This window comes from Xylanibacter oryzae DSM 17970 (assembly GCF_000585355.1).
GTDB lineage: Bacteria > Bacteroidota > Bacteroidia > Bacteroidales > Bacteroidaceae > Prevotella > Prevotella oryzae.
In genome coordinates this window covers 1,841,703-1,865,834 of record NZ_KK073873.1, presented here as the reverse complement: position 1 = coordinate 1,865,834, position 24,132 = coordinate 1,841,703, and the positions used below count along the sequence as shown (strand labels likewise).

Annotated in this window: 14 protein-coding genes and 1 rRNA gene; 13 read left to right on the top strand and 2 right to left on the bottom strand. The window is 39.5% G+C overall.

The window, feature by feature from the left end; genetic code table 11:
* Positions 1-31: 31 nt before the first annotated feature.
* Positions 32-859 carry an SGNH/GDSL hydrolase family protein gene (locus tag XYLOR_RS07510; protein ID WP_051508930.1) on the bottom strand — a complete coding sequence of 276 codons (828 nt, stop codon included), beginning with the start codon at positions 857-859 and terminating at the stop codon, positions 32-34.
* Positions 860-1,027: 168 nt separating this feature from the next.
* Between XYLOR_RS07510 and XYLOR_RS07505 the strand changes: the two genes are divergently transcribed.
* The 6 genes from XYLOR_RS07505 to XYLOR_RS07480 all read left to right on the top strand — a co-directional run bounded on the left by XYLOR_RS07505 (position 1,028) and on the right by XYLOR_RS07480 (position 15,136).
* Complete coding sequence (locus XYLOR_RS07505) at positions 1,028-4,933, top strand: hybrid sensor histidine kinase/response regulator transcription factor (protein ID WP_036878192.1); 3,906 nt, start codon at positions 1,028-1,030, stop codon at positions 4,931-4,933.
* A 332-nt stretch (positions 4,934-5,265) separates the two neighbouring features.
* Positions 5,266-8,235: a SusC/RagA family TonB-linked outer membrane protein gene (locus XYLOR_RS07500; protein ID WP_036878191.1), complete on the top strand. Its 2,970-nt coding sequence runs from the start codon at positions 5,266-5,268 to the stop codon at positions 8,233-8,235.
* 20 nt (positions 8,236-8,255) lie between these two features.
* Positions 8,256-9,830, top strand: a complete 1,575-nt coding sequence (locus XYLOR_RS07495; RefSeq protein ID WP_036878189.1) for a RagB/SusD family nutrient uptake outer membrane protein — start codon at positions 8,256-8,258, stop codon at positions 9,828-9,830.
* 23 nt (positions 9,831-9,853) lie between these two features.
* Positions 9,854-11,554, top strand: coding sequence for a DUF5114 domain-containing protein (locus tag XYLOR_RS07490; protein ID WP_036880897.1), 1,701 nt, complete (start codon positions 9,854-9,856; stop codon positions 11,552-11,554).
* A 25-nt stretch (positions 11,555-11,579) separates the two neighbouring features.
* Complete coding sequence (locus tag XYLOR_RS07485) at positions 11,580-12,662, top strand: glycoside hydrolase family 53 protein (protein WP_036878187.1); 1,083 nt, start codon at positions 11,580-11,582, stop codon at positions 12,660-12,662.
* Positions 12,663-12,670: 8 nt separating this feature from the next.
* Complete coding sequence (locus tag XYLOR_RS07480) at positions 12,671-15,136, top strand: glycoside hydrolase family 2 TIM barrel-domain containing protein (protein WP_036878185.1); 2,466 nt, start codon at positions 12,671-12,673, stop codon at positions 15,134-15,136.
* An 87-nt stretch (positions 15,137-15,223) separates the two neighbouring features.
* Here XYLOR_RS07480 and XYLOR_RS07475 read toward each other — a convergent pair whose 3' ends face one another.
* On the bottom strand, positions 15,224-16,537 hold the full coding sequence (locus tag XYLOR_RS07475) for a metallophosphoesterase family protein (RefSeq protein WP_051508928.1): 1,314 nt from the start codon (positions 16,535-16,537) through the stop codon (positions 15,224-15,226).
* A 165-nt stretch (positions 16,538-16,702) separates the two neighbouring features.
* Here XYLOR_RS07475 and XYLOR_RS07470 point away from each other — a divergent pair, with 165 nt between their 5' ends.
* From XYLOR_RS07470 to XYLOR_RS07445, 7 genes are all read left to right on the top strand, one after another.
* Positions 16,703-17,041 carry a hypothetical protein gene (locus XYLOR_RS07470; protein ID WP_036878184.1) on the top strand — a complete coding sequence of 113 codons (339 nt, stop codon included), beginning with the start codon at positions 16,703-16,705 and terminating at the stop codon, positions 17,039-17,041.
* Between the two features lie 740 nt (positions 17,042-17,781).
* Entirely contained in the window at positions 17,782-18,249 is a 468-nt protein-coding gene (locus XYLOR_RS07465; RefSeq protein ID WP_084608551.1) for a Lin1244/Lin1753 domain-containing protein, read from the top strand.
* 236 nt (positions 18,250-18,485) lie between these two features.
* Complete coding sequence (locus XYLOR_RS07460; protein ID WP_036878180.1) at positions 18,486-18,899, top strand: transposase; 414 nt, start codon at positions 18,486-18,488, stop codon at positions 18,897-18,899.
* Positions 18,900-18,913: 14 nt separating this feature from the next.
* Positions 18,914-19,756, top strand: coding sequence for an IS3 family transposase (locus XYLOR_RS07455; protein WP_154655700.1), 843 nt, complete (start codon positions 18,914-18,916; stop codon positions 19,754-19,756).
* A 1,298-nt stretch (positions 19,757-21,054) separates the two neighbouring features.
* A complete protein-coding gene (locus tag XYLOR_RS07450; RefSeq protein ID WP_036878178.1) occupies positions 21,055-22,149 on the top strand; it encodes a tetratricopeptide repeat protein in 1,095 nt (364 codons plus the stop codon).
* 115 nt (positions 22,150-22,264) lie between these two features.
* Entirely contained in the window at positions 22,265-22,408 is a 144-nt protein-coding gene (locus XYLOR_RS13805) for a hypothetical protein (RefSeq protein WP_154655699.1), read from the top strand.
* 137 nt (positions 22,409-22,545) lie between these two features.
* Positions 22,546-24,074: ribosomal RNA gene (locus XYLOR_RS07445) — 16S ribosomal RNA — on the top strand.
* Positions 24,075-24,132 lie beyond the last annotated feature (58 nt).

The following is a 24,132-nucleotide window of genomic DNA, read 5'->3' as shown; positions in this document are numbered from 1 at the left end:
TATATTTTTCTACAAATAAAAGTATTTATTTTTAATACAGTTTCGCATTCTGGAATGAACACGGTAATGATAGCAGTTGGTAAACCAGCGTTTTTGCTATTCTTATATGTCCTGCATCATTAGGATGCAGTCTGTCTGTCTCTGAGTTATGAAAATATTGAGAGTATTCGTCCATTATTGGGTATAGTCCACATGATGCGTTAAGATCTATAACCGGTACAGCCCAAATGTTTCCTGCTTCTTTTACAGAGTTGATATAGCGGTCTAGATACTCCCCGCATTCGTTTTGATATTCTTCTGTAGGTTGTATGTTCTTGTCGTTGAAATTAGCAATAGCCCTGTGTATAGGCGTAAGTAGCACTATTTGTTTTGTTGGGAACATTTTTTTCAATGTACTTAAAGCTATGTTTATTCTTCCACGGTAAGTCTTTTCCGACATGACCATAGAGCGTTTCATGCGAGTTACCATAGCTTTAGGTTTGTGTATTGCTGCAAGTACCTGTGTGCTATCTTCTGTATACCATTCTCCGATAGGTACTCCGGCATTATAGTCATTAGTACCAATAAAAACTATTATGGCGTCAAAGCCGTCTCCGTGTTCGCTTTTCAGTTTCTCAGCTTGCCTTGGGATATCATTCCATTGGCGGCCGCTTATTGCATATACGTAAGGAGTTATGCCAAGCATTTCCTGCAGGTAAGCCCAATAATGCTTTTTCGCACCATTGTTTTTGGGGTCTGTAATAGAATCACCCAGATAAGCCACTCTTTTACCTTGCCATGGATGTTCAAATTTAGTAGCCGGTATTGCTGGAATAACCATCAATACACAAAGGAAGAAACAAAAAATCTTTTTAGTCATGATTAGTAGAAGTTTATAAATTATTTTGTAATGCAAAGATAATCTATTTACTTGAAACAGCTATATTATGAAATGAAAAATACAATAAAAAAAGCCAAGTTGTAAATACATTGCCTAAGTATTAATTTAAAATTTGTATATTTGCAGCAGTTTATATATTAATATTAGATGAAACAAATCCTTACAATAATACTTTTGATGTTGTGTCTTGTATTGCCTGAACGCATTGAAAGCCAGACATATAAAAGTTTTGTGCAGATACCTACAGATGCAGACGCCTCAATGGTAGCCAGCATTATACAGGATCGTAGTGGAATGATATGGTTGGGTACAAACAAGGGATTATATAGCTATGATGGGTATTCTGTATATGCCCATAATAAAGGACATAAAGATATAAAGACACACATCTATTGTGGATTGGATATTGGTGGTAGTCAATTATATCTAGGTAGTGATAATGGATTGATAATATATAATTATCGAACAGACAGTTACGAGGCATTGCCTGCTAAATTCCCTAAGGATATCAGGGCTATTGTCAAAGATGGCAATGCTATATGGTTGGGCTCTTTGGAAGGACTTTTTAGATATGATTTCGCTACAAAGAAGTTATCTCATTTTGAAACAAGACATTATGCCGGGTTATCTCATAATACGATATATTCAATTATAAAAGGGTCTGATAACAGAATATACATAGGTACATACAATGGATTTTGCTATTATGACAAGCATAAACATGGATTCACTAAAATTCCATTGCCTTCTATTGCTCAGAAAAGCAATGTCTTTGTGAATTCTTTACTTGAAGATAGACCATCAGGATGTATATGGATTGGCACAGAAGGTAATCTTTATAGATATTCACTTAAGTCGGGTAAGGTAGAACGCATATCCGGCTTTAATGACAATTCGGTAAAGGCCTTGGCTCTAGACGGCAATCATAAATTGCTGGTAGGTACCGACAACGGATTGTTTGTATACAATGGAAGCCATATAGAACAACATATCCTTCATGATTCCAGAAATTCTTCATCACTTTCTAATGATGTAGTGTGGAGTCTTTTGCGTGATTCGAACGGAAATGTTTGGTTGGGCACAGATGATGGAATTTCAATGGAGTCTCATATACAGGACATTCCATTTACTCGTATATCACAAATTACAGGAGTTGGTGCCGGTAACCATTTCTATTCTATCTTCAGAGATTTTGGTGGAACATTATGGCTTGGAGGTTCAAATGGCTTGATAAGCACAAATATATCTTTGTCGTCACCGCAAACATCACGTTGGTATAGAGTGGACAACCCTGTTTATCCTATAGCACACAATAGGATAAGACAGATATATGAGGATCGTGAAAAGCATCTGTGGATATGTACAGATGGAGGCTTACATAGATATGAAAATGGTCACTGGCATAGATATAACCTTGAAGATCGTACCCGAACAATGAATGCAAATTGGGCATATAATGTATACGAAGATGAGCGTGGTAGATTATGGGTCGCTACATGTCTAGGCGGAATTCTAGTGGTGGACAAGCATAAGTTGGAGAGAAGTAAGGACTATTGCATAGCAGATTATAGTTTTGGAGCTTCTAATGGTTTGGCTGGTATGTTTGTCAACCAACTTGTTCCAGACAGCAGAGGCAATATATGGGTACTATTATATAATAATGGTTTGCAGTGTATCAATACACATACTATGCGAATACAGCACATAGGGTTAAATGAATACAAAGGTGATAACAATCCAAACTTCTTATTAAGCGATAGTCAGAAACGTCTGTGGGTTGGTCTTCGTGGTGGTGTATTATATATAGGTGACGGATATACGAAACCGCATATGATTGTATTCAAAAATTTTGGTCAGGGTGAGATTACAGCTATGGCCGAAGTTAAAAATGAGATATGGGTATGTTCAACAGATGGTGTATGGATCATTAATAAAAAGACTATGAAAGGTCAACGCATATATAGTGCCAATCAGACATTTTCATGTATTTATTACGACAAACGTTCCAATCTCATATTTCTAGGTAGCGTAGACGGACTAGTTTGCACTTCGCCTGAAAATTTTCGTAGAAAAATACAACGCCACGGTTTACAGTTGGTCGCTGTATATTCAAATAATGAGCAGCATTTTAATCAGAACGGCCGTAGTTTCAGATTCTTTGGCGATATTGAGTTTGCTGCTGATGAGAATCATCTCGTATTCGAATTCTCTGATTTACCCTACGCGCAAGCCGAGAAAGATCACTTCTTCTATAAGTTGGAAGGTGTGGATAATGACTGGAATACTTTACCTCAGAACAGCAACCACATAACATTTAATAATTTGCCGTCAGGCAGTTATAAGTTGCTTATCAGTAGGCTCAATGCTAACGGTGAACCGTCAAGTATTCTTGTCGTACCTTTCAAGATCCTCCCTCATTGGTATTATTCATTGTGGGCTAAAATCTTTTATACCATATTATTAATGGCACTTGTTTGGTGGCTGTTTAAGTTTTATCGTATGCGTAACAGATTAAGGCTGGAACGTATAGAAAAAGAGAGAGTAATGGAACAGAGTCGCCAAAAAATGGATTTCTTTACTAATATATCACACGATTTCAAGACACCGTTGAGTATGATAATCGCCCCATTGAGCAGACTACTTCAAGAGATAAAGGAGAGCAATCTTCGCACACAACTCGAGCTGGCACAGCGCAATGCCATGAAACTTACTGCTATGATACATCAGTTGATAGACTTTGATAGGGTGGAGAATAACGTCAATTCAACCTTGATGTTAGGTCGTGTCGATTTTGTTCAACTGGCATATAAAGTATTTTGCGGATTCGAAGATGGAGTATTTCGTGATAAGAATATCGAGACTAAGTTTGATACAAATATAGAGTCTGTATATATGCAGGTTGACGAATTAAAAATAGAGTCGGCCATAGCCAATCTTCTTAGTAATGCTGCAAAGTACACACCTGATGGAGGCTCTGTGCATATGTCACTATTAATAGATACAAATACAGTAAAAGTAGCTATACAAGATACTGGGATAGGAATTCCGGCGAAGGATTTGCCATATGTCAGTCAGCGGTTCTTTCAGTCATCCAAGACAAAAGGTAAGAAAGAGGGTACCGGTATCGGACTTTATATGGCACGTGCCTACACCGAGCTGCATGGTGGCACGTTCTCTATATCTTCAGAAGAGGGCCATGGCACACTCGTAACATTGACATTCCCTGCAGGCAATTTGTCATCAGATACTCAACTTATTGATACCATTTATTCACCTATGATATCAGGAGACAGTGACACTCTACCTTTGGTAATCATCGTAGATGACAATAAGGATATGATAGAATTTATGACAGTAATACTTAAACCATATTTTAGATGCATGTCTGCATATGATGGTAAAACCGGATTGGACTTATGTATATCGCATACTCCCTCACTTATTATCACAGACGTTATGATGCCTGTTATGGATGGAATGGAGATGTGCCACCATTTGCGCGATAATGTACCTACATCTACTACGCCAATTATTATGCTTACGGCCAAAAACGATAAGAATACAGAGTTGGAGAGTATAAAAATTAATATAGATGCATTCCTTGTAAAACCTTTCGATGCTAATATCTTATTGCTAAGAGCACAGCAGCTCGTAAATAAGTATAATCTTATAGAAAAGAAAAAACGTATAGGAGCTATAAGCGAACCAAAGGCCATAGAGGCTGTGTCTGAAGATGAGAAATTCTTATCTCAGATTACGGCTCTTATCGAAGACCGTGTTGGCGACTTTGAGATGAACGTGAATTCTCTATGCGAAAGGATGGGACTGGGTAACAAACTAGTATACCGTAAACTGAAACAACTTACAGGCCAGACCCCTGTGGAATATATCCGAAGTATCAGAATGAAGAAAGCCGCAATGCTTTTAAGTCAGCAAAAGTTTACTGTAGCCGAAGTTATGTATATGGTAGGTTATAGCAATACTTCATATTTTTCTAAATGTTTTCAGACTGAATTTGGAGTAACCCCACGTCAGTATTCTGAAAAGAAATAACCACAAAACTTCTATAAACACTGCTTTCCGGACATAAAAAGAACTTATGTCCGAAAAGTGTCTTTATTTGTCCAATCTATGCTTTCATGAGAATTGTCAATGTTATACTTTTGCATCACAAACCTAAATGATTATTAACTCTGATGCAATCGAAACTATTATGATGGAAACGAATAATAAGAACTTCATATCTTCAAGTAAGGGGAAGACCTGTCTTGCCGGTAGGACTATATCCTAATCGGTTACGACAGGTTATTCTGTTACAACCATTGAATAATTTGGACTAATATATTAATCCTTTACATAACAAATAACTAATAAATAACATTCTTATGATTTTAAAGACCTTGAATTTAGACAGAGTACATACGTTGTTCCTGTTGTTGTGTCTGATGATGTTCGGCAGTTATATGCCTGCTCATGCACAGACAGGTTCCATTAAAGTTACCGGTAAGGTTATTGATGAACAGAAGGAACCTATGATTGGAGTTACCGTTATGCCGGTATCTTCTAAGAGTGGTGCCATCACAGACCTTGACGGTAATTTTTCGTTATCTGTTCCGAAAGGGACCAAACAACTTCAAATATCATTTGTTGGATATAAGACAACGCTAATATCCATACCCGAATCAAATAATGTAAATGTACAGTTGGTTCCTGATGCTAAAGTTCTTAATGATGTAGTCGTTATCGGTTACGGTACACAGCGTAAGAGTGATCTTACAGGATCAGTAAGCAACGTAAGCAGTAAAGACTTCAATGGAGGAATGATCAATTCTCCCGAACAACTTATTAATGGTAAAGTAAGTGGTGTACAGATCACCAACGGTGGTGGTTCTCCTACAGATGGCAGTACTATACGTATCCGTGGAGGTGCTTCTCTTAACGCATCAAATGACCCATTGGTCGTAATTGATGGGGTTCCATTGGAGGTATCCGGAAGCATAGCAGGAAGTGGCAATTTTCTCAGTCTTATCAACCCTAACGATATAGAGAGCATAACTATTCTCAAAGATGCATCATCAACCGCTATCTATGGTTCTAGAGCATCAAACGGTGTCATTATTCTTACAACGAAGAAAGGCTCATCAGGTAAAGTCAGAATAAGTTTCAGTACCACCAATTCAGTGCAGACACGCACAAAGGTTGCAGATATGCTCAGTTATGATGACTTCAAGAATATCATCACAACGCAGGGCTCTGCCGCTCAACAGGCATTGCTTGGTACATACAATACAGACTGGAACAAACAGATATATAAGACGGCCTTCGGTACAGACAATAACCTTAGCGTATCAGGTAGAACAGGATTCCTTCCATACCGTGTATCACTTGGATATTACAATCAGGACGGAATCTTAAAGACTGACAACGCTACCCGTTATACAGGTAATCTTACATTGTCTCCTTCATTCTTCAATGATTATCTTAAGTTTAATCTAAGTCTGAAGGGTTCTGTCAATAACAACCGTTTTGCTAACCAAAGTGCCATCTGGGGTGCAGCAACATATAATCCTACAATTCCTGTTTATTCAGGTACCACAAATTTTGGCGGATATAATGAGGCCATAGATAATAAAGGCATACCTGTTACCGGAGCTGTACTCAATCCACTTGGAGTATTACAGCAGACAACATCCAAGGGAAACGTCAAGCGCATCATTGGCAACTTTGATGTAGATTATAAATTCCATTTCCTTCCTGATTTGCGTCTGCATGCTACATTGGGATATGATTATGCCGAGGGTAAATCTACCTATTATGTACCTGCTGATGCTGCATCATACTTTAATACAGGGGGTGCTGACTATACTTATGGTAAACAGAGATTGACAAACAAACTTCTAACAACATATTTAACTTATAATAAGTATCTGGAGAATATAAAGAGTAACATAGAGGTTACAGCCGGATACGACTTCCAGAAATGGATGGACAAAAGGGATGCTTACACATTATATAATTGTGCAGGTGTTGCCCAGAGCACGTCAGCAGCAATTGACCAGCGTCATGTGTTGCTCTCGTATTATGGACGTGTCAACTATTCTTATGATTCTCGCTATCTCCTTACAGCTACTATGCGTCGTGATGGCAGTAGTCGCTTTTCTAAGGACAACCGATGGGGTACATTTCCTTCTGTTGCCTTGGGTTGGAGAGTAACTGAAGAGAGCTTCCTAAAGAATAATCCTATATTGAGCAACTTAAAGTTACGTGTAAGCTATGGTGTGACAGGTCAGCAGGACGGAATAGGCAATTACAATTACTTGCCAGTATACACACATAGTCAGGATGGAGCTGAATATCAGTTTGGTGATACATTCTATAATACGTATCGTCCTGAGGCTTATGTTAGTAATCTCAAATGGGAGACCACAACATCATACAACTTAGGTTTTGACTTCGGATTGTTAGACAGTCGTATTTCAGGTAGTTTCGACTATTATACACGCAAAACAAAAGACCTTCTTGCTACAGTACCTTCTGCAGCTGGCTCTAATTTCAACAAGAGCATCACTACCAATGTCGGTAACGTAGATAGTCATGGTTTTGAGGCGACAATCAATGCCATACCATTGCAGACAAAGGACATGGAATGGAATTTAAGTCTTAATGCCACATATCAGAAGATGAAAGTTACTAACCTTTCTCTTGTAGCAGGTTCTACATCAACTAATACACTAGTAGGAAATTCTATCAACAGTTATCAGATGATGGTACTATCTGAAGGTTATGAACCGTATATGTATTATGTTTACCATCAGTTGTATGATGCAAAGGGTAAACCTATCGAAGGTGCATATGCAGACCTGAATGGTGACGGTCAGATCAATTCAAGTGATCTTTACCGCTATCATTCACGTACTCCTAATTGGATCTTCGGATTCAGCACATCTTTCAGGTATAAAAAATGGACAGCAAGTACTAGTCTCCGCGCTAATGTAGGTAATTATCTCTACAATGGAATGGCAATGAATACAGGCGCTTTCGGCACAGTATCATACAATGTTGCCCAACTCAATAATATGTCTTCCAGTTATCTTAAAACTGGTTTCCAGAGTCGTCAGTTCCTTAGTGACTATTATGTAGAGAATGCGTCTTTCATTAAAATGGACAATCTCAGTCTGTCATACGATTTTGGCAATATAACCAAATGGTGCAAACTGCATGCCAGTGCCATGGTGCAGAACGTGTTTACTATAACAAAATATACGGGAGTTGACCCTGAAGTAGCAAGTGGTATCGATATGTCATTCTATCCACGTCCGCGTACTTTCTCTATGAGTTTGGGTCTTGATTTCTAACACCTTAAAAAAATAAGAAAATGAAAAAGATAATATATACAATGATACTAGCAGCAGGAGTTTTTAGTACTACCGCTTGTGTGGACGAATTAGATCAGACTCCTCATACAGAGATTACATCAGGAGATGTATATACATCAGCAGCCAATTACAAGTCCGTCTTGGCCAAGGTATATGCGTCTTATGTCATCGCCGGTCAGGAAAAAGGTGGAGGCAATAAGGATATCGCTACTACCAGTGGTTATGACTATATGCGTTGCTATTTCAATATGCAGGAGTGTGGAACCGATGAGATGGCTTCTACATGGCTCGAGGGAGATAAGGTAAAAGACATCTCATATCTTACATGGGACGCTAGTGACCCTTGGGTGAGTGATACATACTATCTGATATATCAGACGATAGATTATGCCAACGAGTTCCTGCGTAATGCCACAGATGATAATATAAGCAAATTCTCTGATTCAGATCGTGCACTCATCAAGCAGTATCGTGCTGAGGCTCGTTTCCTTCGTGCCTTGTCGTACTATCATGCTATGGACTTGTATCGCAACATACCATTCGTAACAGAGAAAGATGAAGTGGGCAGTTTTACACCTCCACGTTACACCTCTTCTCAGATATTCGACTATATTGAGAGCGAACTTAAAGACATAGATGGTGATCTTCTTGACCGTTCTGAAGCAGAGTATGGCCGTGCCACTAAAGGTGCCGCATGGACATTATTGGCTAAGATGTATCTTAATGCAGAGATATATACAGGCAAAGCTCGTTATTCGGACTGCATAACATATTGCAATAAGGTGATAGGCGATGGATATTCTCTTGAGGGTGACTATTCTAAGCTCTTCAATGCAGACAATCAGAAACGTACTAACGAAATAATATTCCCGCTTAGTGTCGATGCCACACATACTGTTTCGTGGGGAGCAACCACTTATATCGTTTGCGGTGAGGTAGACGGCAACTCTTCTGAAAACCCTCTTACATACGGAGTGAAGAGTGCTTGGAGCATGTTCCGTCTGCGTGGCGAACTCACATCCTTATTTGCGTCAGGGGATAAGCGTGCAATGTTCTATACTAAAGGTCAGAGCCAATACCTTGATACAGGTATAGACACACAGACTAACGGATATCTAATGACTAAATACCGCAATCTACTTGATAACGATTCTGTGGCATCCAATACAGCTTCTTACGGAGCCTCAATAGATTTTCCGATGTTCCGTCTTGCTGATGTTTATCTTATGTATGCCGAATCAGTCGTACGTGGTGGTGATGGTGGCAGCATAGGTACTGCTCTTGGATATATAAACAAACTAAGAGAAAGGGCTTATGGTAGCACTGATGGTGATGTGAAAACAACCGATCTTACAAAGAATTTCATTCTCGATGAGCGTGCCCGTGAATTATATATGGAAGGTACACGTCGCACAGACCTTATCCGTTACGGTAAATTCACTACGTCAGATTACCTGTGGCAGTGGAAAGGTGGAGTAAAGGATGGAAAAGCAGTCAATTCGAAGTATAATTACTATCCAATACCACAGACAGAGTTGACAGCTAACCCTAACCTTCATAACGATAACTATTAATGAAACCTCAAAGACGAAAGAATATGAAAACATTAAAAAGTATATTTGCCATAATCATGTTGCTGCTAACAGTAACAGCTTGCGAGAAAGATGGCACAGACATATACCTGTCATCACCTGAGGGTGGGGCGCTCACAGCCACATCATCAGACGTGGTGCTGACCAAGAGCTTGCGTAACACTATAGTACTGTCATTGGCATGGACTCAATCAGAACTTAAAGTTAGCGATCCAAGTATGTCTGCACCTAATGTATTGCAGATCACACTTCAGGTTTCATCTACCGAAAATTTCTCAGGAAAGATTGCTGAATCTTCTGAGTCAGCTCTGTCTAAGGCTTATACAGGCTCCGAACTTAACACTCTTGTCAAGAATGTTGGACTCACAGCCGGCAGTGCTTCACCTGCTTATTTCAGACTGAGCGTTAAGACAGGTGACAATATGCAACCGGTATACAGCAATGTTGTAAAAGTCAATGTTACACCATATAACATAGATATGAGTCTGGGTTATATCCTCGACAGTAAGAAAGTTGATACAGGTTCTTCTTTGGCTTCGATAACATCCAACGGAATATATTCTGGTTTTCTAGGTGTTGCAGGTTGGTACAACTTCTACATGATAGAGGGTGACGACACTACATGGGGAAATGTGGGACTCGACAATTCAGCCTTCGCGTGTTCTTCTGATGCTGACAAATGGAACTTTTGGTTCCCAGGCCAGACCGGATGCTATTATACCGTAGTAGATACTAAGGCTAAAGAGTGGTCTGCAATGTATATATCTTCATTGAAAGTGAGTGGCGATTTGGCCGGTAATATGACATTTGCCAAAGACAGTGACCGCTGGACTCTTGATTTTACAGCTACAGAGGCTGGAACCAAAACGGTCAAAATAGATGGTACGGGATTACAGTATAATCATGATACTAGTACTGATGATACAAAGGCGATAACCACGATCGTAGGATTTGGAGGAACTTCAGATAATGTTACATTTGGTACAACATCAAGCGAAATACAAGTTAATGTTCCTGCCGCAGGTAAGTACAGTCTAACTCTAAATCTCAAGAACCCTAAGAAATGGACATGTACAGCCGAGAAACCTTCTGATGCAGCGAATGCGGTAAGCAAATATCTGTATGTATCAGGTGCTGATGATAATATTAGCGGGGGGTGGACATTCGACAACTTCCTTACTTTGTACAGTGAGTCGGCTAAGGCTTACGAGGGTGTAGTAAATGTTAACTCTAAATGGGGGTATAAGTTCTTTACCACAGCTAATGATTGGACTTCAAATTATGGAATGGCTGATAGTGGAACAGCTAACGCCGGCTCTATTGTTGCAGGTGGTTCTACCAACATCACAGCTCCTACAGCTGGCTTGTATCTCTTTGATGTATCAATGAGTAATCTTACATACAGCCTAACTCAGATTACTAATGTATATTATGCAGGTTTCAATACATCAGGAGATGAAGGTGGCAACTGGACATTAGCCGAGATGACACCATCAGGAACAACTGGTATATATACGGCCAAAGTAACACTTGCCGGGCCGTGTAAGTGGGGTGCTAAAATATATATCAATGGTTCATGGGATATCTTCTTCGGAGGCAGCAACGGTACCTTATATTATAAGGGTGATGGAATGGAAAAGACACTTGGAGCCGGAACTTATACACTTACAGTAAATCTGAAGACTCTAACATATACAATCCAATAAAACAAACGATATAAATATAATAATTATGAAAATAAAAAGTATATTAGCAACATTGATATTAGTCCTAAGCACGGGACTAATGTCGTGCGCAAGTGATGACAGTACACCTTCATTCCCTGCAGACAAAACATATGATATGACAGGTTTTGCACGTGGAGCCGATGTAAGTTGGCTAACACAGATGGAGAAGAGTGGCAAGAAATTCTACAATGCCAATGGTAAAGAAATGGACTGTATGGAAATTCTCCGTGGTCTTGGCGTAAACGCTATCCGTCTGCGTGTATGGGTCAACCCTGCCGACGGATGGTCAGGCAAACAGGATGTGCTGGCAAAAGCTATACGTGCCAATAATCTAGGTATGCGTATATTGATAGATTTCCATTACAGTGACTCGTGGGCAGATCCAGGACAGCAGATCAAGCCTGCCGCATGGACTGGTATGACCATCGATCAACTCAAGAAGGCGTTAGCCGACCACACGACAGATATACTAAGTGCCCTTAAGGATAAAGGCATAACGCCTGAGTGGATACAGATAGGTAACGAGGTACGCAGTGGTATGCTCTGGGATACAGATGCCTCTATAAGCGGAGCTACATACGATGTCACGAAAGACAATGTAAACTATAAGACGAATATCGATAATTTTGCTGCCTTCATAAGTGCAGGAAGCGCAGCAGCGCGTGCTGTTTTTCCATCATCAAAGATTGTTGTACATATTGATAAAGGAGATGATGCGTCTACAAGCGATTGGATTGCTGGTATACTCAAAGATCACAATGTAGACTATGATGTATTCGCCTTGTCTCTTTATCCTGATGCTGACTGGACAAATGCAGTTACATCATGCGTAGCTAATCTTAAAGCCATCAACACTAAGTACGGCAAGGATGTAATGATTAGCGAGGTAGGTATGAATGTAGACCAACCCGATGTAGCTAAAGCTTGCCTAACTAGTCTGATGACGCAGACCAAAGCTCTCAGCTATTGCCTTGGCGTATTCTATTGGGAACCTGAATGTTATGGCAGTTGGAACGGCTATGGCAAGGGAGCTTTCGATGATACAGGCAAACCTACAGTCGCTATGGATGCCTTTTCTGCTAATTGAATTATTGAATGACTGATAAATTGAAAAATATTCTTATTCTTGCTGCATTCTTCTGTGGCATTACATTTACAGCAAACGCTCAGCGCAATGAGCGTTTGCTAGAAAACAACTGGAAGTTCACAAAGGGCGATGTAGCAAATGCAGAGTTGCCATCGTATAATGACGCTAAATGGCAGACAGTAAGTATTCCGCACGATTGGGCCATAACAGGTCCTTTCAGCCGAGAATACGACCTGCAGAATGTTGCCATCAAGCAGAATAACGAGAAGGTAGCTTCTGTCAAAACAGGACGTACCGGTGGACTGCCATATGTTGGAGTGGGGTGGTATCGAACTCATTTTAATGTTGAGGCCTTCGATGCCGACAACAAGAACGTAACCATCGTCTTTGATGGTGCCATGAGTGAAGCCCAAGTCTACGTCAATGGTCATAAAGCTATCTTCTGGCCTTATGGTTACAACACATTTCATTGCGATATAACGTCATTACTTAATAAGGATGGACGAGGCAATGTACTAGCCGTCAGACTAGAGAACAAGCCTGAATCGTCACGTTGGTATTCCGGTGCCGGTCTGTATCGTAATGTACATATCATCACTACTGACCGTGTTCATATACCTGTATGGGGAACATATATTACAACGCCCCATGTATCGACCGACTATGCCTCTGTGCGTATAAGAACAGAAGTAGCTGGTAATAATGGCAGTAAACTATCTGTCGAGACTCATGTATATGATCCACAGGGCAAAGAAGTGGTTGTTAGGAAAACCACCGAGTGCAATCCCGACGGCCAACCTAACGAACAGAATTTCATTGTTGATGCCCCTCAGTTGTGGAGCCCCGAAACCCCAAACCTTTATAGAGCAGAGACACGTTTATTCTCAGACGGTAAACAAGTAGATACATATACTACAACCTTTGGCATACGCAGTATCGAAATAATAGCAGACAAAGGATTTTTCTTAAACGGCAAACGCCGTCAGATACAAGGTGTATGCAATCATCACGACCTCGGTCCATTGGGAGCTGCAGTTAATGTCTCTGCTTTACGTCATCAGCTCCAGTTACTTAAGGATGTAGGTTGCGATGCTATACGTACAGCACATAATATGCCTGCCCCTGAATTGGTAAAGTTATGTGATGAGATGGGTCTTATGATGGTTATAGAACCGTTTGACGAATGGGACATAGCCAAATGTAAAAACGGCTATCATCGCTACTTCAACGATTGGGCCGAAAAAGATATAGTTAACATGGTTCGTCATTATCGTAACAATCCAAGTGTGATAATGTGGAGCATTGGTAACGAAGTTCCTACACAATGGAGCAAACAAGGATATAAGGTAGCACAGTTCCTACAGAACATATGTCATCGAGAAGATCCTACGCGTCCTGTTACATGTGGAATGGACCAAGTCAGTGCAGTACTAGCCAACGGTTTTGCAGCACAACTCGACGTACCTGGATTCAATTATAGGGTAAACAGATACGAAGAAGCATACAGTAAGTTGCCACAGTCTGTCGTATTAGGTACCGAAACATCTTCTACAGTAAGTTCACGAGGTGTATACAAGTTTCCTGTATCCTTAAAGGCAGATGCTCTATACCCAGATCACCAGTGTAGTTCTTACGATTTAGAGTATTGCAGTTGGAGCAATGTACCTGATCTTGATTTTGCAATGCAGCAAGATCACCAGTGGGCTCTGGGGCAGTTTGTCTGGACTGGTTTCGACTATTTAGGCGAACCGTCACCTTACGATACCGATGCATGGCCCAACCACAGTTCAATGTTCGGTATGATAGACCTCGCCGGTATACCCAAAGACCGCTATTACTTGTATCGCAGTATATGGAACAAACGCGAGCATACATTGCACGTACTGCCACATTGGACATGGCCCGGACGTGAGGGACAAGTTACACCTGTATTCGTATATACCGATTATCCATCAGTAGAACTATTCATCAATGGTAAAAGTCAGGGCCGTCGTGTGAAACGTACAGACGGAACCCCACAAGAACGTTTCCGTATGATGTGGAATGATGCAATATATGAACCCGGTGAACTGAAAGTCATTGCATATGACAAAGATGGCAAACAAGCCGACACTGAAATTATTAAAACAGCAGGAAAGCCTGACCACATAGAGTTGCAGTCAACAACCGGAACCCTAAAAGCAGACAGTAAAGACCTCGCTTATGTTACAGTACGTATGGTAGACAAAGATGGCAATCTGTGTCCTTCAGATAGCAGCCTTGTACACTTCTCTGTAAAAGGAGCAGGACAGTTCAGAGCAACAGCCAACGGTGATGCATGCAGTCTTGAGCCATTCCAGTTGCCTAAGATACACCTGTTTTCAGGTCAGGCAACAGTAATAGTCCAGGCATCAGCCAAACCTGGCTATATCAAATTGAATGTTTCATCAAAAGCAGTTAAAAAAGCAGAATATAAATTTGTAACATACAAATAACCATATTCGGCAATTTTTACTTCTAATAGTAGGTTAATAATAAAGGGGTGGTTAAAGTCGTGAGACTTAATCACCCCATCTCTTTTCCTAGTAATTAAGTTTCAGGTCATTATCTCTATCATTATCAGAAGAGAAACCTTTGCATACATTAGACAAGATGAATGCATCCCTTTTAGAATATTTGGCAAGCTCTCCGCATGTATTTTTCATTTCATTTTTGAATTTCTTTGATGGTCTTTCGTCACCATACAAATTCATTATATAAGCCTCCGTTATCAGTTTGCCCGACTTTTCGCGTATATCACCAGGCACATTATCAGATATGAATCTGTTTACAAATCCCCGCATAGACGAACTGGCGAAACGTATAGACATCTGTTCTAGCGATTCACTGTTTCCTGATAGAGACCCCAGGCAACTTATATGTTCAGTCTTTATATTCATTATTCCCCTCTTTGTATCCAAACCTATCAATCTGTAAGGTATTGGATAACTGACAGTCGATCCTGTTTCCACATCCGTCAGTCCTCCCTTCATGGTTGCGACATCTTGCGAGTGAAAATGCCCTGTAAACACTACCTTTATGCCAATCCCAGACAACGTCTTAGCATCATGCTCCCAGTTGTCTATCAGATAATCCTTCATTATACGCTCCTGTCCATCCCAGTGTTTTACTATTCCGTGATGCATCATCGCTATTACCCTATATCCTTTAGCCTTTGCATCAGCCACCTGTTCGCGTATAAAGTTCATCGTCTCCGGTTTTATCCTTCCACCTGTAACACAGATATCTTTATCATAATTATTCTCTTCATATTTGCAAGCATCAATAGCAATAAGTCTCGTCTTAGAGTCCAACTGTGTCACATAACTCAGAGAATTTCTGTCTCGTGCTATAGCATCTCCATATCCATAATCTTTGTATATATTAGCAAATTCACTAGCACTAACCGTTTCAGTTCTAGGAGTATTCTCCCCGTCAAAGATTCTTGCGTTAGGATTGTTTACATCATGATTACCTGGTATGACGAAAACCCTGATCCCCTTCTCTTTGAGCTTTTTAAGATAATGCTCTACCAGATACTCGTGCGATACCTTCTCTCCATCTTTAGTCAAATCGCCAGTTATCAGCAGTACCTCTGTATGTGCAGCAATTAGTCTGTTACATACTGAGTCAAGTAGTTCCGTACCCTGTTGCAGTAACTTGCGGTCATTAGCCAAATACGTCTGAAAGGCCTTACCGTCTTTTTTTAGCAATTCCGGAGCCATAATGTGTACATCCGATATTACCGCCATTTGTTTTACTTGCTTTACCTCGTTGTTTTCTTTTCCACTCCTGCTTTGCGCCAATAAGGCAAAACAGCAAAGAAGTGATAATGTAATGCTTGTTAATGTTTTCATTTTTTATCCTATTGAATTATTTTCGATACAAAAATACATATACAATAATTCAATATAAAAACAGAACTGTTACGATTCGCTTAAAATTAGGATATCCCGTTAATAAAAATAAAAAAATGCGCGCCATTTAGTGTAATATGCTTATGATATAATATCTTTGCAACCATGATGAGAAGATATGTAAAGATTTTATTAGCGTTCATGCTCTCTCTGATGGTAACATGCCTCGTAGTGGGAACATCTAATGTACCATGTGCCAATCTCAATAAAGTAAAGACTGCACATATGTCAAATACGGTGAAAATGCCTAAAGCAAGTAATGAAAAGTCATTCTGTCTTGCTGATAGTGTCGCAAATTTTTCACCTACAGGCATTCCACATTCATTTGTATTCAATTTCTCCGATTCATTTTCTGTAGTTGCTTTATTCGACCGTGTCATGGTGTATTTTTCGCTGCCACAGAAGGTTGAAACTTTTATCCGATATATTGTAGGCTCGTTTTAATCTTGACATTTGATATTTCTGATTTATGTTGCTTGCAATCTGTTAAATGGTTTTTGTGATTATAATATGCTAAAGATTTAAAAGGTAAATCATCTACATAAGTTTCTTCTGTTTTTATGCATAATATCATTTAACATTGAAATTATTTTAATACAGCATAATATTAGCCCTTATCCCCATACGAAAACTTTTTCAAATAACCAAACAAAAAACGACACAGTTTGTGTAGTCCGATGTCATAAACTGTGTCGTTTTTTATGCTTTTATCTATTTTTGCTTTTGTACCTTTGCAATATAGAAACAATGTCGTTTCTAAGCAAGCTTAAAAGCCAATGAAACATATTTCATCAATGGATAATCGTTCCACTATATATTTGTTACTGCCAATAAAGAGAATGATTGATCCGTCCTTTCCCTATTTGGGCTGGGGAAATTCTAAATACAAGAATTTCTCAGGTGAAAACTTTAAACCACCCCAAATGATAATCAACGTATTTATCAATATCAATAATTAGCCGTGACGCAATAGCGGTAAACGCTTATTGATATAAGTTTCTAATTTTTTAGTTGTCTCTGACAGAGTGCGTGGAAGTGCAGCATTTCTTCGTACAGCCACCGTTCTGTCTTTATTTTAACGCAAATAGTAAATAGATAAATTTGATTTAAAGTTATGGTTACATGTGTATTATAACCAACACGTATCATGCTGAAAAATCAATATAAATAAAACAATAAAGAGTATGAAAAAGAAAAGATCAGGCTACATCCAGATGAGCCGTAAACTGATGGAAAGCAAAGGAGTATACGAGCTGAGACGTGCAGAAAGGGCAGAGGGATTAGGCGTATTTATAATGATAGTCTTCGAACTGGCAAAGAATGAAAATGCTATTGGCAATGAAGAAACGTTGCTGATAATATCAATGCTGGCACATAAGAAGAAAGGGTACGTCTGGCATATTATCAACGACTTCGGACTGTTTAATGTGGATGGTGAAAAATTCCAGTGCATATTGCTGCAAAAGACCTTCAATATAGAAACCATTCTTGGTGACCAACCGTTAAGTGGTGAACCAACAGTGGATGAACAACCACTCAATGGTGAATCAACGTCGCTTTATAAGGTACGCGCAGAGGCGCGCAAATCTCCAATACAAAATACAAGAATACAAAATACAATGAACTATAATAAAGAAAATGAATATGATTAAGGATATTTAGCAACACAGCGAAACAAAAGGAAAAGAACAAAGTCCTGCACTTTACAGAATAAAAAAACAAAAAGGAGTGTCACTATACCACTATGCATGTTAAATAACTGACTATCAATATGATAATAGTTAAATAAACCCTACATAAATGCCACAAAACGTCACTCAAATACCACTTCGGAGCTATCTTTGTGACTTAATACAGAAAAGGTTTACATCGTTTTAACAAAAAATCGATGGAAAAGAAGAAGAAAAAACGTGAATATCGTAGCTATTCGAAAGAATTCAAGCTGCATGTATTAAAAGACAAGTATGAGCATGATTTGTCCTATCAATTTACTGCGCGTAAATATGATATATTATCTCCTCATACATTAACTTTATGGGAAAAAGAGTTTCCTTTAGATGATAAATCATTATCTTTGTCCGAAGAAACAATAAAAAAGGTAATGTCAATGCGTAAAAAGAAGGAAGCAATCAAGTCCTCTTTGGTTATGACCAAAGAAGAGCAACTTCAGGAAGAGATATTGCATTTGCGCAAAGCCCTGCAGTATTCGGAGCTTCGTAATGAAGCCTTGAATGAAGTTCTCAAAATAGGTAAGCAAGAGTATGGCATCGACTTATTAAAAAAAGCTGGCGCCAAGCAGTAAACAGCCTTCGCACCATGCATCCTGATGAATCAATCGGACGCCTGAGCGGACTGTTTGGCAAGACCCGTGTAGGCTATTACTCTGTTAGCAAAGAGAAAATGCAGGAACGAGAGCTAACAGAACATGAAATAATCCATATAGTCTCAGAAATACGTGAACAGGCTCCCGGACTAGGTGCCTATAAGCTATTTCTTATGCTAAGGGAAGTTTATTCAAACAAGATGGTTGGCCGTGACAAGTTCTATAATCTGCTTCATAAGAAGCATCTCATGTTAAAACCTCAACGCAGACGTCATACAACAAATTCAAACCATAACTATCGTAAATATAAGAATCTTATAAAGGGCTTTATACCAAGTACTCCCAATCAGCTCTGGGTAGCAGACATTACATATATAGACACTGATGATGGGGTATGTTATCTACATCTTATTACCGATGCATTTACACACGAGATTATAGGATGGACGGTTTCAGATAATCTTATGGCTGTAAATACCAAAACTGCTTTAGGACAGGCGATAGAACAGGCTGGAAATGCAGATCTAAGTCATCTTATACATCACTCTGATCGTGGTTCTCAATACTGTTGTAATGACTATATTGCATTACTCAAATCTGTTAATACAAATATAAGCATGACTCAGGATTACAAGCCAACAGACAATGCTATTGCAGAACGTGTCAATGGCATCATAAAGCAGGAATGGATTTATCGTATGAAAAGGCCCAAGAACATGGACGGGGCCATGCATATATTAAAAGATATCATATACTTCTATAACAATAAGAGGCCACATATGAGTAACATGATGAAGACACCGGCAGAGAAAAGGAGAAATTATGTTGGATGTTAACGCTCTTTGGAGGCTTCACCCCTCCAAGCCCCTTGGCAAACCACCGTGGTTATTTTCATAGTTCTTATGTTGGATATATGGTATTTTTATTTTAACTTTGTAAGCAACAAAACATACATAGAACAATATGTAAAAACATTTTCTTTGTTGTTAAGCAAATCAGGAAGGCTTTTATATTTCTGTAAAGTGGATCAGTAAAGATTTTAATAATTTGTATAGTAATTCAGTAAGTATAACAACAAAGATGTATACCTAATTCAGGCATAGTCATTTGCATAGCTTTTTCACTACGTGAGCTATTCTTTTACACCTCAAAAACATTGCTCTTGCACTACGGGAACTATCCTTTGACAATGTAAAAGCTATCTTCTTGAAAATATAAACAAAAGTATGGCCTTATAGTGGTAGAACAGTGGTATTTTGTGGTATTTCAAAGTACCTGAAAGCCTGATAAATAAAGGACGAGTGGTAAAGTGACATTTATTTTAAAAAAAATCGTATCTTCCTATTCCTCTTTGAAAGATTTAAAGGGGCGGGGAGTTTGATGAAAACGCTTGAAAAAGGACTCCGGTATAAAAAAGTTATATTTAATGTCCGAAGTAACAGAAAATGCTAATAATAGAAAACAGCGCAATTCCTTTTAAAGAATTGCACTGCTTATATTTAGATATTATCTTTTTAAATTAAAACCATCCGGTTAGTTTTTTCTCTCAATGGTCATTTTTATTAGACCTGATGCTACTAAAAATATTGTAACAATACAGAATACAAATCTTAATCCTTTCATTTATTCCTTCCTAGACTTTAATAATAAACTTTTAGTTCATACCTCACGATATCTCCAAGTTCCTCTTTCTACATTTACCTATTGTTTATCCTTAACAATATTATTTTTACCTTAATAATTCTATATTCTTTTGATTACTTTATTGTAATCCTTTTATCTTTTTTATGATGCTAATATACAAATAATTTATTAATGGCAATGAATTTATGCTGATTTATATTTAAAATGGCTGTTTTCTTGATTTACATCAAGATATTGTATTTGAATACAATGTATATTTGTTAATAGGGTCAAAAAATAAATACCCATCCGTATGTATTGTTAAGTTCCAATAGGCATTATATAAATATAAAAAAGTAGAACTCAATATGGTTTTGTTACTCATTAATTCTATTACTAGTCAAAAATGTCAGTCAAAAATAATGTCAATAGCTTATTTTATATAAATTAACGGGCATAATTAATAACATATTGTATTTCTTGTTACATTTGCAGTATAAAATACAATGTCATGAAAAATATTTTAGTGGTAGTTTTTTTATTTATATGTGCTGTAACTAGCGCGAACAATCATCAGGATAATAGTATAAAACAAATCGTAAATTATCAACATCAAGCTGACAAATTTATGAACGATTTTGATGTTAACAATGCAATCCCTTTATATCAAAAAGCTATGGCTATAAAGGCTTCCCCAACTGTGGTGAGGAATCTGGCAATGTGCTATTTCTATCGTGGATATTATAAGAAAAGTATTGAAACCGAATATATACTTACTACAGATAGCTTTAACCACCAAGATATGAAGTTGATGTACAACTGCTATAATAATTTAATGGCAGACTCCGCTCATTATTGGAATAAGAAAATAGCCGACAAATTTTTGTATGATTGCGATAATATTGTGAAGCTTGCCGAATATTATAATCAAGAAGAGATGTATGATTCTACTTTGGTATATACATCGTTATATAATAGCAAGGTGGATTCTACCAATCTGTCTGTAAATCGTGAGCAGGCTTATGCATATTATAAAAAGAAAGACTATAGCGTCGCTGTAAGGGAATATACAAAACTTGAACAGATGGGAGATAACTCTATGATGACATGTTTCAGGAAAGGACTCTGCTATAATGGATGCGACAGTTTATCACAGGCGTACAAATATTTTAAAAAGGCTGCGGAAATGAGTAAGATGCAGAATCCTAACATTCTAATACAGTTGGGTATGGCTTGTATCAAGGTGGGTGAGATAGACGAGGGTATTGATGACCTGGATCTGTCACTAATAAAAGCCGGATATAATCTTGATATAATGTACACTATTAATAGTAGCATAGCTGATGGATATCTGCAGAAGAAAAATTATAAGAAATGTGCATATCATTTGCAACAGGCTTTGCTATTCAGACCCAATTCTTATATTACGATATTCAAGATCGCACAGACTTACGGACTGATAAAGGATGCAGCCAATGAAAAAAAGTATTATCAGATGTTCTTGGCAAATGTTGCGGACATTGGTAAACCTGATGATGATATATTGGGACTTTGTAAAATTGCTGATAGCAAAATCGTTGGAATCGCGAAAACAAAATTTAAATAATAAATTTGCTATTATATATATAATAATGTGGGATTGTGAATGCTCTGATTTATTTGTAAAGAAACTGGAAAACATTTGAAATTATTTTTATTTTTCCACAAAAAGATTTGGTATTGTGGAAAATAGTTGTACCTTTGCATCCGCTTTCGAGAACGAACGTTCTTGTAAGCAAAAGAAAGAGTTCTTTGAAAAGATTTACATAGACAGAGAAGTAGTACAAGAAGCGAGTGCTGGTATTGATATATTGGTACTCGGGTAACAAAAAGAAACGAACCGTCATTTATAATGAATAGGTGCTTTTAGACTTGAATTACGGAGAAGCGTTCTGAAACAGAGACAACTTTACGTATTGTGGAGGTCAGCAATGTCCGAGACAAGAAGTAGAAACAATATTTTACAATGGAGAGTTTGATCCTGGCTCAGGATGAACGCTAGCTACAGGCTTAACACATGCAAGTCGCGGGGTAACATTGATCTAGCTTGCTAGATCAGATGACGACCGGCGCACGGGTGAGTAACGCGTATCCAACCTGCCTTTTACCACGGGATAGCCCCTCGAAAGAGGGAGTAATACCGTATGAGGTCATGCGACGACATCAGATCATGACGAAAGGCTTAGCGGTAAAAGATGGGGATGCGTCTGATTAGGCAGTTGGCGGGGTAACGGCCCACCAAACCGACGATCAGTAGGGGTTCTGAGAGGAAGGTCCCCCACATTGGAACTGAGACACGGTCCAAACTCCTACGGGAGGCAGCAGTGAGGAATATTGGTCAATGGTCGCAAGACTGAACCAGCCAAGTAGCGTGAGGGAAGACTGCCCTATGGGTTGTAAACCTCTTTTATCTGGGGATAAAGTGAGCCACGTGTGGCTTATTGCAGGTACCAGAAGAATAAGGACCGGCTAATTCCGTGCCAGCAGCCGCGGTAATACGGAAGGTCCAGGCGTTATCCGGATTTATTGGGTTTAAAGGGAGCGTAGGCCGCTTGGTAAGCGGGCAGTGAAATGCAGAGGCTCAACCTCTGACTTGCTGTTCGAACTGCCAGGCTTGAGTACGCACGAGGTAGGCGGAATTTGTGGTGTAGCGGTGAAATGCTTAGATATCACAAAGAACTCCAATTGCGAAGGCAGCTTACCGGAGCGCAACTGACGCTGAAGCTCGAAAGTGCGGGTATCGAACAGGATTAGATACCCTGGTAGTCCGCACGGTAAACGATGGATGCCCGCTGTTGGCCCATGTGGTCAGCGGCCAAGCGAAAGCGTTAAGCATCCCACCTGGGGAGTACGCCGGCAACGGTGAAACTCAAAGGAATTGACGGGGGCCCGCACAAGCGGAGGAACATGTGGTTTAATTCGATGATACGCGAGGAACCTTACCCGGGCTTGAATTGCAGACGAACGCGGCAGAGATGCCAAGGCCCTTCGGGGCGTCTGTGAAGGTGCTGCATGGTTGTCGTCAGCTCGTGCCGTGAGGTGTCGGCTTAAGTGCCATAACGAGCGCAACCCCTTTCCTTAGTTGCCATCAGGTTAAGCTGGGCACTCTGGGGATACTGCCACCGTAAGGTGTGAGGAAGGTGGGGATGACGTCAAATCAGCACGGCCCTTACGTCCGGGGCGACACACGTGTTACAATGGCGCGTACAGAGTGATGGCCGCCGGCAACGTCGGTCGAATCTATAAAACGCGCCTCAGTTCGGACTGGAGTCTGAAACCCGACTCCACGAAGCTGGATTCGCTAGTAATCGCGCATCAGCCATGGCGCGGTGAATACGTTCCCGGGCCTTGTACACACCGCCCGTCAAGCCATGAAAGCCGGGGGCGCCTGAAGTCCGTGACCGCAAGGGTCGGCCTAGGGTGAAACCGGTGATTGGGGCTAAGTCGTAACAAGGTAGCCGTACCGGAAGGTGCGGCTGGAACACCTCCTTTCTGGAGACGTTTCTCATACAACGTTATGCAAGACGAGAGGCACCATAAAAGTAAGAAT

Bases quoted from the DNA above. Each gene is read 5' to 3' on its own strand.
- XYLOR_RS07470 (WP_036878184.1), top strand. From the start codon at position 16,703: ATGATGAGAAGATATGTAAAGATTTTATTAGCGTTCATGCTCTCTCTG.
- XYLOR_RS07460 (WP_036878180.1), top strand. From the start codon at position 18,486: ATGGAAAAGAAGAAGAAAAAACGTGAATATCGTAGCTATTCGAAAGAA.
- XYLOR_RS07510 (WP_051508930.1), bottom strand. From the start codon at position 859: ATGACTAAAAAGATTTTTTGTTTCTTCCTTTGTGTATTGATGGTTATT.
- XYLOR_RS07495 (WP_036878189.1), top strand. From the start codon at position 8,256: ATGAAAAAGATAATATATACAATGATACTAGCAGCAGGAGTTTTTAGT.
- XYLOR_RS07455 (WP_154655700.1), top strand. From the start codon at position 18,914: ATGCATCCTGATGAATCAATCGGACGCCTGAGCGGACTGTTTGGCAAG.
- XYLOR_RS07465 (WP_084608551.1), top strand. From the start codon at position 17,782: ATGAAAAAGAAAAGATCAGGCTACATCCAGATGAGCCGTAAACTGATG.
- XYLOR_RS07500 (WP_036878191.1), top strand. From the start codon at position 5,266: ATGATTTTAAAGACCTTGAATTTAGACAGAGTACATACGTTGTTCCTG.
- XYLOR_RS07485 (WP_036878187.1), top strand. From the start codon at position 11,580: ATGAAAATAAAAAGTATATTAGCAACATTGATATTAGTCCTAAGCACG.
- XYLOR_RS07490 (WP_036880897.1), top strand. From the start codon at position 9,854: ATGAAAACATTAAAAAGTATATTTGCCATAATCATGTTGCTGCTAACA.
- XYLOR_RS07505 (WP_036878192.1), top strand. From the start codon at position 1,028: ATGAAACAAATCCTTACAATAATACTTTTGATGTTGTGTCTTGTATTG.
- XYLOR_RS07450 (WP_036878178.1), top strand. From the start codon at position 21,055: ATGAAAAATATTTTAGTGGTAGTTTTTTTATTTATATGTGCTGTAACT.
- XYLOR_RS07475 (WP_051508928.1), bottom strand. From the start codon at position 16,537: ATGAAAACATTAACAAGCATTACATTATCACTTCTTTGCTGTTTTGCC.
- XYLOR_RS07480 (WP_036878185.1), top strand. From the start codon at position 12,671: ATGACTGATAAATTGAAAAATATTCTTATTCTTGCTGCATTCTTCTGT.